At 68.7% G+C, this 14367-nt stretch carries 15 protein-coding genes; 4 read left to right on the top strand and 11 right to left on the bottom strand.

Annotated elements, in window-relative coordinates; all coding sequences use genetic code 11:
- Positions 1 to 47: 47 nt before the first annotated feature.
- Positions 48 to 1643 (top strand): carboxylesterase/lipase family protein, encoded by a 1596-nt coding sequence (locus tag Rhe02_RS18525; protein ID WP_203909498.1) that lies wholly within the window; start codon positions 48 to 50, stop codon positions 1641 to 1643.
- 18 nt (positions 1644 to 1661) lie between these two features.
- Here the strand turns inward: Rhe02_RS18525 and Rhe02_RS18530 are convergent, their stop codons facing one another.
- Together Rhe02_RS18530 and Rhe02_RS18535 are read right to left on the bottom strand one after the other, a co-directional pair.
- Positions 1662 to 2489: a hypothetical protein gene (locus tag Rhe02_RS18530; protein ID WP_203909499.1), complete on the bottom strand. Its 828-nt coding sequence runs from the start codon at positions 2487 to 2489 to the stop codon at positions 1662 to 1664.
- A 66-nt stretch (positions 2490 to 2555) separates the two neighbouring features.
- Positions 2556 to 3407: a sigma-70 family RNA polymerase sigma factor gene (locus Rhe02_RS18535; RefSeq protein WP_203909500.1), complete on the bottom strand. Its 852-nt coding sequence runs from the start codon at positions 3405 to 3407 to the stop codon at positions 2556 to 2558.
- An 81-nt stretch (positions 3408 to 3488) separates the two neighbouring features.
- Here Rhe02_RS18535 and Rhe02_RS18540 point away from each other — a divergent pair, with 81 nt between their 5' ends.
- Both Rhe02_RS18540 and Rhe02_RS18545 read left to right on the top strand, forming a co-directional pair.
- A complete protein-coding gene (locus tag Rhe02_RS18540) occupies positions 3489 to 3902 on the top strand; it encodes an SRPBCC family protein (RefSeq protein ID WP_203909501.1) in 414 nt (137 codons plus the stop codon).
- A 31-nt stretch (positions 3903 to 3933) separates the two neighbouring features.
- Positions 3934 to 4446 (top strand): GNAT family N-acetyltransferase, encoded by a 513-nt coding sequence (locus Rhe02_RS18545; protein ID WP_203909502.1) that lies wholly within the window; start codon positions 3934 to 3936, stop codon positions 4444 to 4446.
- Here Rhe02_RS18545 and Rhe02_RS18550 read toward each other — a convergent pair.
- Positions 4436 to 5308 carry a metallophosphoesterase family protein gene (locus Rhe02_RS18550; RefSeq protein WP_203909503.1) on the bottom strand — a complete coding sequence of 291 codons (873 nt, stop codon included), beginning with the start codon at positions 5306 to 5308 and terminating at the stop codon, positions 4436 to 4438. The two genes, Rhe02_RS18545 and Rhe02_RS18550, sit on opposite strands and share 11 nt — an antisense overlap.
- The gene (locus Rhe02_RS18555) at positions 5277 to 6221 is read right to left on the bottom strand and encodes a ParB/RepB/Spo0J family partition protein (protein WP_203909504.1); all 945 of its coding nucleotides are present in this window, start codon (positions 6219 to 6221) and stop codon (positions 5277 to 5279) included. The genes Rhe02_RS18550 and Rhe02_RS18555 overlap by 32 nt, the downstream gene beginning before the upstream one ends.
- Before the next feature lie 199 nt (positions 6222 to 6420).
- On the opposite strand from Rhe02_RS18555, the gene Rhe02_RS18560 reads away from it, so the two are divergent.
- A complete protein-coding gene (locus Rhe02_RS18560) occupies positions 6421 to 7107 on the top strand; it encodes a helix-turn-helix domain-containing protein (protein WP_203909505.1) in 687 nt (228 codons plus the stop codon).
- A 4-nt stretch (positions 7108 to 7111) separates the two neighbouring features.
- Here Rhe02_RS18560 and Rhe02_RS18565 read toward each other — a convergent pair whose 3' ends face one another.
- From Rhe02_RS18565 to Rhe02_RS18595, 7 genes are all read right to left on the bottom strand, one after another.
- Positions 7112 to 7897 carry an ABC transporter permease gene (locus tag Rhe02_RS18565; protein WP_203909506.1) on the bottom strand — a complete coding sequence of 262 codons (786 nt, stop codon included), beginning with the start codon at positions 7895 to 7897 and terminating at the stop codon, positions 7112 to 7114.
- Positions 7897 to 8673 carry an ABC transporter permease gene (locus Rhe02_RS18570; protein ID WP_203909507.1) on the bottom strand — a complete coding sequence of 259 codons (777 nt, stop codon included), beginning with the start codon at positions 8671 to 8673 and terminating at the stop codon, positions 7897 to 7899. The genes Rhe02_RS18565 and Rhe02_RS18570 overlap by 1 nt, the downstream gene beginning before the upstream one ends.
- Positions 8670 to 9551, bottom strand: coding sequence for an ABC transporter ATP-binding protein (locus Rhe02_RS18575; RefSeq protein ID WP_203909508.1), 882 nt, complete (start codon positions 9549 to 9551; stop codon positions 8670 to 8672). Before Rhe02_RS18575 ends, Rhe02_RS18570 begins: the two co-directional genes overlap by 4 nt.
- 180 nt (positions 9552 to 9731) lie before the next feature.
- Positions 9732 to 10457, bottom strand: a complete 726-nt coding sequence (locus Rhe02_RS18580; protein ID WP_203909509.1) for an SRPBCC family protein — start codon at positions 10455 to 10457, stop codon at positions 9732 to 9734.
- A gap of 62 nt (positions 10458 to 10519) precedes the next feature.
- The gene (locus tag Rhe02_RS18585) at positions 10520 to 11359 is read right to left on the bottom strand and encodes an FAD binding domain-containing protein (protein WP_203909510.1); all 840 of its coding nucleotides are present in this window, start codon (positions 11357 to 11359) and stop codon (positions 10520 to 10522) included.
- A complete protein-coding gene (locus tag Rhe02_RS18590; RefSeq protein ID WP_203909511.1) occupies positions 11356 to 13737 on the bottom strand; it encodes a xanthine dehydrogenase family protein molybdopterin-binding subunit in 2382 nt (793 codons plus the stop codon). Before Rhe02_RS18590 ends, Rhe02_RS18585 begins: the two co-directional genes overlap by 4 nt.
- The gene (locus Rhe02_RS18595; RefSeq protein ID WP_203909512.1) at positions 13734 to 14294 is read right to left on the bottom strand and encodes a (2Fe-2S)-binding protein; all 561 of its coding nucleotides are present in this window, start codon (positions 14292 to 14294) and stop codon (positions 13734 to 13736) included. Before Rhe02_RS18595 ends, Rhe02_RS18590 begins: the two co-directional genes overlap by 4 nt.
- Between the last annotated feature and the right edge of the window lie 73 nt (positions 14295 to 14367).

A 14367-nucleotide genomic window follows, 5' to 3' on the forward strand; every position in this document is an offset into this window, starting at 1 on the left:
ACTCACTCACAGTGCATAATTAGTACCTTCGATGACGATGGTGCTCGATGGCTCCCAGCCGCCGCCTTTCCGGCATTCTGTGCGCTGCCGCGCTGCTCGCGGTGGCCGCAACCGCCTCCCCCGTCACCGGCGCCCTGCCCGCGCGCCCCGAATCAGATCTTGCGCTGACAACGCAAGGAGCTGTGCGGGGAACGGTGACCGAAACCCATCGCCTGTTCAAAGGAATCCCGTTCGCCGCCCCGCCGGTCGGGGCGCTGCGCTGGAAAGCCCCGCAGGCCGCGGTCGCGTGGTCGGGGGTACGCGACGCGACCGAGACGGTCGCGTCCACACCGTGCCCGCAGCCGCAGCTGCCGACCCTGCCCGGTGAGTCGAACCGGCTCGGCAGCACCAATGAGGACTGCCTCAAGCTGAGCGTGTGGACGCCCGCGCAGCGATCTTTGCGCGACCGCCCGGTTTTCGTCTGGCTCCACGGCGGCGCCAACGTCGTCGGCGCGGGCAGCGACTACAACGCGGGCCCGCTGGCCGATCGCGGCGACATCGTCGTGGTCGCGGTCAACTACCGCCTCGGCTCGCTGGGCTTCCTCGCCCACCCGGCACTGTCCGCGGAGAGCCCCGACGGCGCCTCCGGCGACTACGGCCTGATGGATCAACAGGCCGCGATGCGCTGGGTGCACGCCAACATCCGCGCCTTCGGCGGCGACCCGCGCCGGGTCACCCTCGGCGGCCAATCCGCGGGCAGCCAGGACACCTGTGCCCACATTGCCTCACCCACCGCGCGCGGCCTGTTCATCCGGGCCGTCCAGCTCAGTGGCACCTGCGTCTCGGGCGGCTCGTTCTCCCCGCCCACCCTCAACGCCGCGCACACCGCCGGCACCGCCTTCGCCACCGCCGCCGGCTGCGCCGACGCCGCCTGCCTGCGCGCGCTCACCCCGCAACAGCTGCTCACCGCCCAGACCGGGCGCACCTTCGGCCCCAATATCGGGCCGGCCATCCTGCCCATCCCACCCGCCGCGGCGTGGGGCACCGGCCGGGCCAACAAGGTGCCCACCCTCATCGGCAGCACCCACGACGAATGGCGCTACTTCACCTCGACCCGCATCAACTTCGTCACCGGGCCGCTGACCGAAGCCAGCTATGCCGCCATCGTGCGCACCGAGTTCACCAGCACCGCCGACATGGTGCTGGCCCAATACCCGGCTTCGGCCTACCCAAGCCCCGGGCACGCCTACTCCGCGCTGAAGACCGACCAGTTCTTCGCCTGCCCGGCGCGCGCGGACGCGCTTCTGTACAGCACCGAGAATCCGGTCTACGAATACGAATTCAACGACCAGAACGCGCCCACCTTCTTCACCGACCCGACCCTGCCGCAGGGCGCGTTCCACGCCGCCGACGTCGGCTTCCTGTTCCGCCGGGCCGTGCTGAACGAGGTGCAGGAACGCTTGTCGCAGAACATGATGGGGTACCTGTCCCACTTCATCACCAGCGGCGACCCCAACCGCCACGGCCTGCCCGCCTGGCCCCGCTACCGGGCCGGGACCGACCAGGCTCTCTCCCTGGTTCCCGATGCCATCGCGGTGACCTCAGGGTTCAAAACGGATCACCGCTGCGGATTCTGGCAGCTGGCTGCTGGTACCCCGGCCTGAGCCGTGCAGCGGTGGCGGCTAGGCCTCGCCGGGCTCGGCGTCGCCTTGCCGCCACCGAAACACCAGCCACACCAGCACGCCCCCGGACCCTGCGATCATGAGCAGGCCCAGCCACACCCACCAGCCGATTCCGCCGCCGCTGCCGGGCGCGGCCACGGTGACGATCGATGCCGCCGGGGCGGGCGTCTCGGCAGCCGCGGTCTGGCTTGCGGCCGGGGTCGGGGACGGCTGAGCAGGTGTTGGCGACGACGTGGCCGGCGCGGCCGAACTCGGCTGCGGTCGCGGGGTTGGCGAGGACGTCACCGGGGGCGGTGGTGGTGGCAGCGGCGGGTTCACCGTCACCTGGCCGGTCCAGGTCGCGTAGACCGTGGCCGGGGCGCTGCTCTTCCACACCCGCACGCCCAGGGCGAGGGTGGCCGTGCCGGGCGGCATGGCCACCCCGACCGTGAAGGTGTAGTTGCTGTTCCAGCCCGGGGCGAGATTGGTGTGCAGATCGGGCCAGAACTTCACCCCCACCTGGGTGCCCGCGCCGGTGTTCCACTTCTGCACCGGAGTGCTCGGTGCCGTGATGGTCACGTGCTCCGGCAGCAGGGGTTGGGCCACGCCGCCGGTGTTCTTCGCCATCAGATAGAGCGCGATATCGGGATCTTCGATAGCGGCAGCGCCATTGTTGGCATAGTTGATAGTCATGGAGAAGCTGGCGTTGAACGCGATCGGCGCCGTGGGCGCGGTCACGTTCAGCGCGCCGACCTCGGCCGCCGCCGGTGCCGCCGGCAGCATCAGACTCACCCCGCCGGCGGCCACGAGGCACACCAGCCATCGGCGTAGATTGCGTGCACTGTCCATTTAGGCCTCGGCAAGCTGGCAGGGAAAGGTTGCCGCAATCTACGCCCCACACCCGATGGTGCGCTGTCACCTGCTGTACAGCTGCCCACTCACGGTGAGCTGACGCAGCCGGGCAGGGTCGGCTATCACCTCGACGTGGGTGACCCCTGCCTCGGCGAACCTGAACGCCAGCACGGTGACCAGGTGGCCCCCCGGCGCGACGGCTATCCCCATGGTGCCGTTGATGAGAGCCACGTGTGCATATTGGACCTGCGGAGAGAAAGTCAGCGCCCGGCTCGCCACGTTGGCGGCGCCCCGCACCACGATGGCATCGGCCTGAACTTCGACATCGGGAGCGAGGATCGACAGCAGCGCCTCGAAATCGCCGTTGCGCGAGGCGGCCAGAAACGCTTCGACGATTTCGTTTTGCCTTTTCATATCGGTACCGGGCGAAGGCTGCGCCAAGCCGATCCGCTGACGGGCCCGGCTGGCGAGCATCTTGGCTGCGCCGGGCGAACGGCCCACCACTTTGGCGACTTCGTCGAAAGGTACCGAGAAAATGTCATGCAGCACAAAAGCTATTCGCTCAGCGGGTGCCAGCGCGCCGACGACAACCATGAGCGCCGCCCCGATCGAGCCGGCCATGACCGCCTCGTCCTCCGGGGTAGCCTCGATGACCGGCTCGGGTGAGCCGTCGTAGGGCACCTCGCGGCGGGTCTTGCGGCTGCGCAACCGATCGAGGCAGATCCGCGCGATCACGGTGGTCAGCCAGCCCTGAAGATTGTCGATGCCGTCCGCGTCATGGCGGCTGAGCCTGACCCACGTCTCCTGGGCGGCGTCCTGCGCCTCGCTGTCCGAGCCGAGGATGCGGCTGGCAACCGAGCACAGATAGGCCCGATGCGCTTCGAATCGCCGGGCCAGAAGATCCTGCTCGTCCATTGGTTACCTTTCCGTCTCGCCGGCCGTCTCCTCAGCTGACGAATCACCTCGCGCAGAGGTAACACGAAGGAGCCCACCCTGATGGCACCCATGGTCTCAGTCATCGAAATCGCCCGCCCGCCGGGCGAAGTCTTCAGCTACGTCACCGATCCGGCCCGCTTCCCGCAATGGCAGCGCGATGTCGTGTCGGTCAGCAGGTCCGGCTCGCGTTTCGTGACCACCCGCCGCATCGGCGGCGTCGAGCGGGTCATCGTGCAGCAGATCGACCGCAGCGACCCGCCGCACAGCTGGGCCGCCAGCGGCGTCGAAGGACCCATCCGCCCCCACGCCGCCATCGCCGTCGAGCCGCTCGACGGCGGCGCACGTTCCCGGGTGACCTTTACCCTCGACTTCGAGGCGCACGGCATCGGGGTGGCGCTGCTGCCACTTGTCCGAAGGCAGACCCGCCGCAGCGCCCCGAAGAGCTACCAGAACCTCAAGCGGCTCCTGGAATGAACCGGCCGGGCCAGTATGCGATCATGGCCGGGTGACGATCACCCGGCTTCTCTCCCTCGATGACGCCGACGCCCTGACCGAGCTGATCCGAGAGAACCGCGAGTTTCTCGCGCCCTGGGAGCCCGCCCGCGCCGAGGAATACTTCACAGTTGAGGGACAGCGGACCCTTCTGCAGACCGTCCTTGAGCAGCACGGCCGCGGCCAGACCCTGCCCCACGTCATTCTCGACAGCGGCCGCGTCGTCGGGCGGATAACCCTCAACGAGATCGTGCGCGGTCCGCTCCAGTCGTCCAGCGTCGGCTACTGGGTCGAGCCCGCCGTCAACGGCCGCGGCATCGCCTCGGCCGCGCTGGCCGAGATTATTCAGGTGGCCTTCACCGAGCTGGGCCTGCACCGGCTCCAGGCCGGCACGCTGCTGCACAACAAGGCCTCGCAACGGGTCTTGGAGCGCAACGGATTCGTCCGCTACGGGCTGGCCCCGCGTTACCTCAACATCGCCGGAAAATGGCAGGACCACCTGCTCTTCCAGCTCCTCAACGAGTAGTCGTCGCGATGACCCGGGGCTGCGGTGCCGGGCCGCGGGGCTGCCACTCGCGGGGATAGCCGACCGAGACCTCCTCGAAGGGGACCCCGTCGTAGACCGTGCTGCGCGGGATGTGCAGGTGTCCATACACGACAGCGGCCGCGTTGAAGCGCAGATGCCAATCGGCGGTGCGCTCGGTGCCACACCAGATGGCGAACTCGGGATGACGCAGGACCAGTGTGGGCTCGCGTACCAGCGGATAGTGGTTGACCAGAATCGTTGGCAGGCAACCAGACCGGGCCTCGAGCCGGGCCTGCGTGTAGGCCAGGCGCGCGTCGCACCAGGCTTCCCGCGACGGGTAGGGATCGGGATGCAGGAGGACCTCGTCGGTGCAGACCGTGCCCCGCTCATAGGCAAGCTCGAGCGCTTCCTCCTTGGTGTGCACCTGGGGCACCCGGAAGCTGTAGTCGTAGCCGACGAAAAGGGCGGCCACGGCCACCTCGCCGTCGGCGCCCGGCCAGACCGGATAGGGATCCTCCGGGGTCACCACCCCCACCTCGCGCAGCAGGCCGACCAGGTGTTCGTAGCGGGCCACGCCGCGCAGCTGAACCGGGTCGTCGGCGCGTGTCCACAGCTCGTGATTGCCCGGCGCCCAGATCACCTTGGCGAACCTGGAAGCGAGCAGCCCCAGCGCCCACACGATCTGCTCGGCGTGATCGGCGACATCGCCCGCAACCAGCAGCCAGTCGCCCTCATGCCGGGGCCGCAGCTCCTGCACCAGCTCACGGTTGCGGGCGAACCCGACGTGCAGGTCACTGATGGCCAGCAGCGACGGCAGATCAAACACGTGACTAGTCTGCCCGCACGCCGCCCGGCCTGTCATCCCGCCGGGCGGCCTCGGTGCGCTCGTGCAGCCGCTCGGCCAGGTCCAGCCACTCGGCGGCGGCGCCGCGGGCGAGCTCCATGATGTGGTACAGGGCGTGGGGCGGGATCGCGTCGATCGCGTCGCGGCAATCGCGCACCGCGGAAACGCCCGAGTCGAGCAGGCGCAGCAGACTGCGCCCGGAGTCGGTGAACCGCAGCGACGGATCCTTGCGCAGGTTCTGCAGCACCGCCGAACAGTCCGGCGACTGCTCCGGCCTGGCCGCGGCGGCGCGTTTGGCCGGCCCGCGCTGATCCTGCTGGTGGCGTCCCGGCAGCGGATCCATGCCCTGGCGCACCCGCTGCCGCACGTCGCGGGCGGTGCCCAGGGAGACCCCCGACGCCTTGGCGATCTCGCGCAGGGTGGCCTGGGGATGCTGCTGGATCAACGCATGCGCGCGCAGGCGGCCCTCGACCGCGTTGAGCGGGCGCACCCGCCCGTCCCGGCCGAGCCGCATCGTCACCTGCGGCACGCTTTCGTCCAGTCGCGACCTGATGGCGCTGACCGTTCTGGCGGCCAAACCGGTGGCGCTGGCGATGGCCCGGTCCGACCAGTGCGGGTGAGATCGCAGGATACGGCCGGCGGCCGCCTCACGATCGGAAAGGCTCAACGGCAACCCGTGCGTGGTGTTCGCCTGAACCGCCAGGACGAAGGCGGCCTCCTCCGGGCCCCGGAAAAAGCGCACCTCGATCTCGGTACGCCCGCGCAGCTGCGCGGCCCGCAACCGATGCATGCCATCGATCACCTTCATGGTCGGCCGGTGCACCAGGATCGGCGGCAGGTCCGCTTCACAGTCGGCCAGCGCCGCGGCGTGCACGAGATCCTCCCCGGCCAGGCGCGGCGTATAACCAGGCTGTAGCAAGCTGATTGGCACGATCTGAACCTCAGATCGCAGCGGCTCCAGACTGACCACCGGCCGGACGGCAGACACCAGCCAACCTCCTTGATTCGCCCCACCTGGCTGCGGCCCCGCAGTCCGCCCGCTGACATCCACAGTCTCCACTGCGGCAATGGATTAAGTTCGGCCCGATTGGCAGCTGACAAATGACTGCCAATCTATGCAGAATCAATCAGTGGGGCGTCCAGAGAAGATCATCACGGTGACCGACGAGATCACGGCGTTCGCGGCCGATCTGCGAAGGCTCAGAGCCTCGGCCGGAGGGCTGACCTACCGGCAGCTCGCTCAGCGAACCCACTATTCGCATACCACCCTCACCGACGCCACCGCAGGCCGCCAGCTGCCGTCGCTTCCGGTGCTGCTGGCCTTCGTCGAGGCCTGCGGCGGGGACTGCCTGGCGTGGCAAAGACGATGGGAAACCTTGCGCGGCAACGAGCCTGCCCGTCCCACCGTGCTGCCCGCCTGGCCGGAACAGCCGGCCGCCGACGGCGCCGAGCCCGAGTCCGCCGGCTGCGGCGTGGACGCGGCCACCCTGACCGCCCGCAAGGTCTCCCAAAGCGACCGCCAGCTCCTGCTGGGCCAGATCGAGCTGCGCCACTCGCCCAGCCGGCACGCGGTCTGGGGCCGCTTTGAGGGCTACGGCACGCTGGAACACCTGGCCCGCACGCAGTCGGTGGAGATCCAGGTGGAGATCATCCGTTACTCCGACGCGGCGCGGGTCACCGCGCGCGACCCGTTCTGCTTCGACTATCACTGGTGCAACATGCTCATTCTGGACAAGAGCCCGGTGCGGGCCGAAGCCATGATCTTCGTGGATGACCGGTTGATCGGCCAGGGCGCCACCCCCGCCTGGCCGAACTGACGGCTCAGGCGGTGTCGAGGGTGGACTTGCGGCGGCTTTCCCTTTCCAGCCAGGCGAGCAGGAGCAGCCCCAGACCGGCGTAGCCGACACCGAGGGCGATCTCGGTGAACAGGTCGGCACGGATCGCGGCGAAGCCGCTTCCGGCCGCGAGCTGCCGGGCGGCCTCGATGCCATGGGTCAACGGCAGCCAGTTGGCCACCGCCCCCATCCAGCCCGGCAGCGCCAGCAGCGGCACGTTGACACCGGCAAAGATCATCAGAATGCCGAAGATGACGTTGGACATGACCGCTGTTTCCCGCACCCGCAAGGCCACCGCCGCGCCGAGCAGGCCCAGCCCGGTACACGAAAAGGAGCACACCGCAACGGCGATCGCCAACGCGGGCCAGGTGGCGGTCGGCAACGAGACGCCCAGGAGCACCGCGCCCACGCCCAGAGCGACCACCGCGACGACGAAACCGTTGACGATGACGGGCAGGGCCCGACCGAGAAACAGCGGGACGCGTTTGGCCGGTGAGGAAATGAGCAACGGCAAGGTCCCCTGGTTACGCTCTCCGCCGATGGTGTTGCCCATCGCGAACAGACACGGGATGGCCGCATTGAGCACGGCATTGCCGATCAGGAAGTAGCGGTCGTCACCGACTCCGGCGGTGCGCCCGATGTAGGCGAACAGCAGGATGTGCACGATCGGGCTGAGAATGAAGGTGGGAATGAGGACCCACGGCGTAAGCCAGTTGAAAAGCGCGCGATAGCTGGTCAGGCCACCGATGAAGAGGATTCGCAGCGACGTCATCAGCTCAGCGCCAAAGTCGCGTTAACGCGGGCCGAGTGGACCATCCAGCGGGCGAGGAACCAGCCGATCAGACCGTAGACCGCAGCCAGGCCAAGACACATCGCCAGACCGGCCAGTGGGTTGCCGCCGCCCTGCGCCGAATCGCGGATGGCCGCCATTCCCCACGTCGGCGCCAGCATCCACGAGATCGGCCGAACCCAGGCCGGCAGCGAACTCACCGCGACCACGAGACCGCAGATGAGCCACACCGGCATCTCCAGCGCCGACCCGAGGGCCCATGCCGTGCGGTAGCGCACCGACGCGATGGCGATGAGGAAGCCGAGCATCCCGATGGCGATCACCGTCACCGCGACCGAGACCACGAACATGGCGGGGTCGTCGACGGTGATGTGGATGCCGAAAACGAAACGGCCCCATAGCAAGGTGGCAATCATGCTGTACGCGCCGATGGTGGCCATCGACAGCGTCAGCGGCACGATCAGCAGCGCGAACGAGGTCGGTGCGGCCACCAGCAACTCCAGCGTGCCCTGGCGTCTTTCCATCTGCAGCGCGAAGGCGGCCGTGGTGCTAGTGGCCGACCAGATGCCCATCACCGCGGCGCCCACCGCCGCCGACAGCATGGCCGGCCCGGCGGCGTTGCCCTGGCGGAACATCAAAAAGATGGTGGTGGCGAAGAAAAGCGGCCAGAGCAGTGACAGCAGCCCGTCGAAAGCGGACCGGCTGCGCATCTTCAGCTGCAGCCACCAGGTGATGCCAATCAGGCGCACGATCCTCATGCCGCGGACACCAGCTCGATGTAGGCATCTTCGAGGGTGGGCTCACGGGTCATCAGCCGGCCGACGCGGCTGCCCTCCAGCTGGACCAGAACCGCTTGCGTCACATCGGCTCCGGGCTCGGCATGCACGATGAGCACCTGGGCCTGGCCCCGCTCCTCGACGACCGCCGAACGCACCCCGTTCTCCCGCTGCACGGCCGGCACGACGCCGTCGGGCAGGCCGAAGACCTCGATCTCGGTCACCGTGCCGTTGCTGACCCGCTTCTTCAGATCTTCGGGAGTGCCGGTGGCGACGATGTTTCCGCCCGCGATGACCGCTATCCGGTCGCACAGCTCGTCGGCCTCGAACATGTAATGGGTGGTCAGCAGCACTGTGGTGCCCTGGTCGACCAGCGCCTTGACCGTTGTCCTCAGCTCCCTGGCGCCCACCGGGTCGATGCCGATGCTCGGCTCGTCAAGAAACAGGACCTCCGGGCGGTGCAGCAGGCCGCGCGCGATGTGCAGGCGCTGGCGCATGCCGCGCGAATAGCCCTCGACCCGCTCGTTCTCCCGGCCCTGCAACCCGACCATCTCCAGCAGCTCGCCTATGCGGCTGCGCTGCTCACGCGGCGCGACGCCGTAGAGCTCGGCGAAGTAGCGCAGATTGTCCAATCCCGACAGACGCTCGTAGAGACCGCGGTCGCCGCCAAAGACATAACCTACTTTTCTGCGTACCTCGCGCGCCTGTTTGACCACGTCGTAACCGAGCACCTGGGCACGGCCGGAGGTGGGAAGCAGCAGCGTGATCAGCATCTTGATGGTGGTGGTCTTCCCGGCCCCATTGGGCCCGAGCAGACCGAACAGCTCGCCGCGCTCGACGGCGAAGCTGATCCCTTTCACCGCCTCGACTTCTTTCGTGGATCGGCGGAAAACACCTTTTGTCGAACGAAAAGAGCGCTTCAATCCGTCCACATCGATTACAGCGTCAGACTTTTCCACCAAGCAGTCCCATCCCCGTTAGCCGCACCCCAGGTCCCGTGCGCCGCACATGCTACCGGGCACAGCGCCAGCTCGCTCGCCTTAAGAGAGCAGCCAGACGATCAGAGCCCCAACCGCTGCCCCCGCAAGGAAAGTGACGACATAAGGAGTGGTCCGCCGGACAACGGCCGACGTCCCGGTCACCGCCAGCAGATCAATCGGCTCCACCGCCCGCACCGCCGCGGGCCGGGTGGGGGCGGGCTCGGCGGCGGGCCTCGTTACGGCAGGCCCGGTTGGCACAGGCTCGGCGGAGGCAGGCTCGGTGGGGGTGTCGGCGGGGGTGGTGCCGGTGGTGGTCGTCGCGGCGGCGGCTGTGGCAATGGGGGCCTTGGCGATCTCTCGGGCCAGGCTGTCGGCGAACTGGCCGACCAGGCGGCCTGCCACGTCTGCGATCATTCCGCGCCCGAATTGGGCTGGTGCGCCGGTGATGCGAAGGTCGGTGACGACGTGCACGCGGGTCGAGTCACCCTCGGGATAAAGGGTCCCCGTAATAGTGGCGGCGGCGGTGGCTGTGCCGCGCTTGTCCTTGCCCGACGCCTCGATGACGATCCGGTGCGCCACGTCATCCTTGGTGACAAAGCGGCCCTTACCCGCATAGGTGAGGTTCACCGGGCCTAGCTTGACCTTCACGGTTCCGGTGAAGGCTTCCCCGTCGAACGAGGTCAGCGCGGCGCCCGGCATGCACGGCGCTATCCGCTCGACGTCGAGCAGCGTCGCCCACGCCTGCTCCACCGGCGCGGCGACACTGAATTCGTTGGTGAGTTCCATCTACCCTCCGAAAAGCTGGGCAGGGGCGCGACCCGCGCTGGGTCGCGCCCCCGGGTGTGTCGTTACCGGCCAACCGCGGCCAGCAGGGCGCGACGGGTCAGGACCTTGGCCAGATGACTTCTGTACTCGGCCGAGGCGGTGGTGTCGCTGGCCGGGGCGGTGCCCTCGGCGGCATGAGCGGCGGCCGCCGCGATGGCGTCACCGTCGACGGCGACGCCGGCCAGAGCCTGCTCCACGGCCGAAGCCCGCACCGGCGTCGGGCCCATGTTGGTCAGGGCGACCCGCGCCTGCGCGATGGAGCCGTTCTCGCGGCGGACAGCGGCGGCCACGGCCACCGTCGCCCACGCCTGAGCCGTGCGGCCCACCTTGGTGTAGTGGGTCTGCCAGCCCTGCAGTTTCGGCACCCGAACCTCGATGAGCAGCTCGTCGGGTGCGAGTGCGGTGGTGAACAGGTCGACGAAGAAGTCGCTCGCCGCCACCGTGCGCCGGCCGTGCGGGCCGGCGAGGACCATCTGCGCGTCGAGCGCCACCGCGGCCGTGGGAAGGTCACCGGCCGGGTCGGCGTGCGACAGCGAGCCGCCCAGCGTGCCGCGGTGCCGGACCTGCCGGTCGCCAACGGTCGCCGCGACCTGCGCCAGCAGCGGAACCGACGAGGCGGCCAGCTCGGCGTGGGTGGTCATGGCGCCGATCACCAGCATGTCGCCGTCCTCACGGATGCCGCGTAGCTGCGAAAGCCCGCCGAGGTCCACCAGCAGCGCCGGTGCGGCAAGGCGCAGCCGCAGCACGGGAAGCAGGCTCTGCCCTCCGGCCAGTACCTTGCCCTCCTCGCCCGCATCGGCGAGTGCGTTTACCGCATCCTCCACAGTGGACGGTCGGATGTAGTCGAAGGCCGCCGGGATCACGCGATCACCTCCTTGAGCGCCCGCCACACCCGTTCCGGGGTGCACGGCATCTGGACATCGATGACCCCGAACGGCCGCAGCGCATCCACGATGGCGTTGACCACGGCCGGGGTGGCCGCGATGGTGCCGGCCTCGCCGACACCCTTGACGCCCAACGGGTTGGAGGTCGCCGGGGTCTCGGTGCGGTCGCTGACGATGTCGGGCAGATCGGCCGAACTGGGCAGGGTGTAGTCGGCGAACGACGAGGTGAGCAGGTTGCCCTCCGCGTCGTAGACCGCCTCCTCGTACAGCGCCTGGGCGATGCCCTGGGCCACCCCGCCGTGTACCTGACCCTCCACGATGAGCGGGTTGACCACCCGGCCGACGTCGTCGACACACACGTACTGCCGGATGGCGACCTCGCCGGTTTCGGTGTCCACCTCTATCGCGCACAGGTGGGTTCCGTGCGGGAAGGAGAACCCCTCCGGGTCGAAGGTGGCCTCACTGTCCAATGTGGGCTCGACGCCGTCGGGCAGGTTGTGCGCCGCGAACACGGCCAGGGCACAGTCGGCGATCGTCTTGGACGCCTCCGGCGAACCCTTGACCCGGAACGCCCCATCGGCGAACTCGACGTCGTCGGGCGAGCATTCGAGCATGTGCGCGGCGATGACACGGGCCTTCTCGCGCACCTTCTGGCTGGCCATCACGAGCGCGATGCCGCCCACGGCCAGCGAACGCGAGCCGTAGGTGTCCAGGCCCTTGTGCGAGGTACGGGTATCGCCGTGCAGCACCTCGACATCGTCGAAGGGCACCCCCAGCTGGTCGGCGACGATCTGGCTCCACGACGTCACATGGCCCTGCCCGTGCGGGCTGGACCCGGTGACGACCTCGACCTTGCCGGTGGGCAGCACCCTGACACTGGCCGACTCCCAGCCGCCCGCGCCGTAGCGCAGCGCGCCCAGCACCCGCGAGGGCGCCAGCCCGCACATCTCCGTGTAGGTGGAGATGCCGATGCCGAGCTGCTTGGGATCATTGGACTCGCGGCGGGCGGCCTGCTCGGCGCGCAGCTCGTCGTAGCCGAGCAGCTGCATCGCCTTGTCGGTGGCCGCCTCGTAGTTTCCTGAGTCGTAGGTCAGCCCGGCGACCGTCCCGAACGGGAACTCCTCGTGCCGGATCCAGTTGCGCCGCCTGACCTCCATCGGGTCGATCCCGACTTCGGCCGCGAGCTCGTCCATGATGCGCTCGATGGCGTAGGTGGCCTCGGGCCGCCCAGCGCCGCGATAGGCATCGGTCTTCGTCGTGGTGGTGAAGACTCCGGTGCACTCGAAGCGGTACGCAGGAAACTTGTAGATGCCGTTGTACATGAACGCGCCCAGCAGCGGCACACCCGGCGTCACGATGCCGAGGTAGGCGCCCATGTTGGCGAGCAGTTTGACATCCAGGCCGGTCACGGTGCCGTCCCGCTTCGCGTAAAGCGTCAGGTCCTGGATCACGTCGCGGCCGTGGTGAGCCGAAACCATGGCCTCAGAACGGGTTTCGGTGTACTTGACGGGCCGTCCCACCCGATTGGCGGCCGCGAACGCGATCCACTCCTCGGGGGTGACCGCCAGCTTGCCACCGAACCCGCCGCCCACGTCCGGGGCGATGACCCGGATCTTGTGCTCGGGGGTGCCGGTGGTGGCGGCGAGCAGGAAGCGCAGGATGTGCGGAATCTGCGTGGCCGAGTAGACGGTCCAGCTGCCACCTTCGCCGGCCGCCGGCTCCACGATGACGCTGCGTGGCTCCATAAAGGACGGAATGAGGCGCTGCTGAACATAGCGGCGCTTGATGGTGATTTCGGCGTCAGCCACCACCCCGGCCACATCGCCGCCCGAACCGGCCGCGGCCGAGTCGAACACCCACGTGTAGCACTTGTTGGTGCCCTTGTCCTCATGGACCAGCGGCGAGCCTTCGGCCAGCGCCGCCTCGATGTCGAGCACCACCGGCAGCGGGTCGTAGTCGACCTCGATGAGTTGCAGCGCATCGACCGCGCTGGCCCGGTCGCGGGCCACCACGACGGCCACCGGCTCGCCGACATGGCGCACCTCGGTCACAGCCAGCGGCAGGTAGGTGGGCATGACAATGTCCTCGGTGACCGGCCAGGCGCAGGCGAGCACGCCCTGGGTCTCGGCCACGTCCTTGCCGCAGAACGCGGCCACCACATTGGGGGCGGCCGCCGCGGCGGACACGTCGACACTGTTGATCCGCGCATGCGCGTGGGGGCTGCGCAGGATGGCCATGTGCAGCATGCCGGGAACGGCGATGTTGTCGGTCCATCTGGTGCGCCCGGTGAGCAGCCGCGCGTCCTCCTTGCGCAGCCGGGCCCGGCCGACCTCGGTGTTTTCCGCTACCGCTGTCATCCGGCCACCTCCTCGTTCGAGGCTTCCGGCCCAGCCCCGACTGGCGCGGCAAAGGCGGGCTCGGCGACCGGCGCCACGGCGGGCGAGCCGTTCATGGCCGATGCGGCCGCACGCACGGCGCGCACGATGTTCTGGTATCCGGTGCAGCGGCAGAGGTTGCCTTCCAGACCTTCCCGGATTTCGGTGTCAGTGGGCTCGGGGGTATCGCGCAAGAGATCGACCGCGGCCATCATCATGCCGGGCGTGCAGAATCCGCACTGCAGCCCGTGCTGTTCGTGGAAGGCCTTCTGGATTGGATGGTCGCCACCGAGGCTCTCCACGGTGCTGACCTGTTTGCCGTCGGCTTGCACGGCCAGCACTGAGCAGCTCTTGACCGAGCGGAGCACCCCATCTGGATCGGACATCAGGACAGTGCACGCGCCACAGTTTCCGGTGTCGCAGCCCACCACGGTACCGACCTTGCCAACCTGGTCGCGTAGGTAGTGGACGAGAAGCGTTCGAGAAGGCACGTCGTCGTTGTAGGACGTGCCATCGACGTTGATCGTGACCCTGGGCATGCCCCCAAGTCAACGCCCGGTGTCGACCACGCGCAACTGTAACTATTGCGCGTGCGAAGCAACGCGCGGCAGC

The organism is Rhizocola hellebori (assembly GCF_016862955.1).
Taxonomy (GTDB): Bacteria; Actinomycetota; Actinomycetes; order Mycobacteriales; family Micromonosporaceae; genus Rhizocola; species Rhizocola hellebori.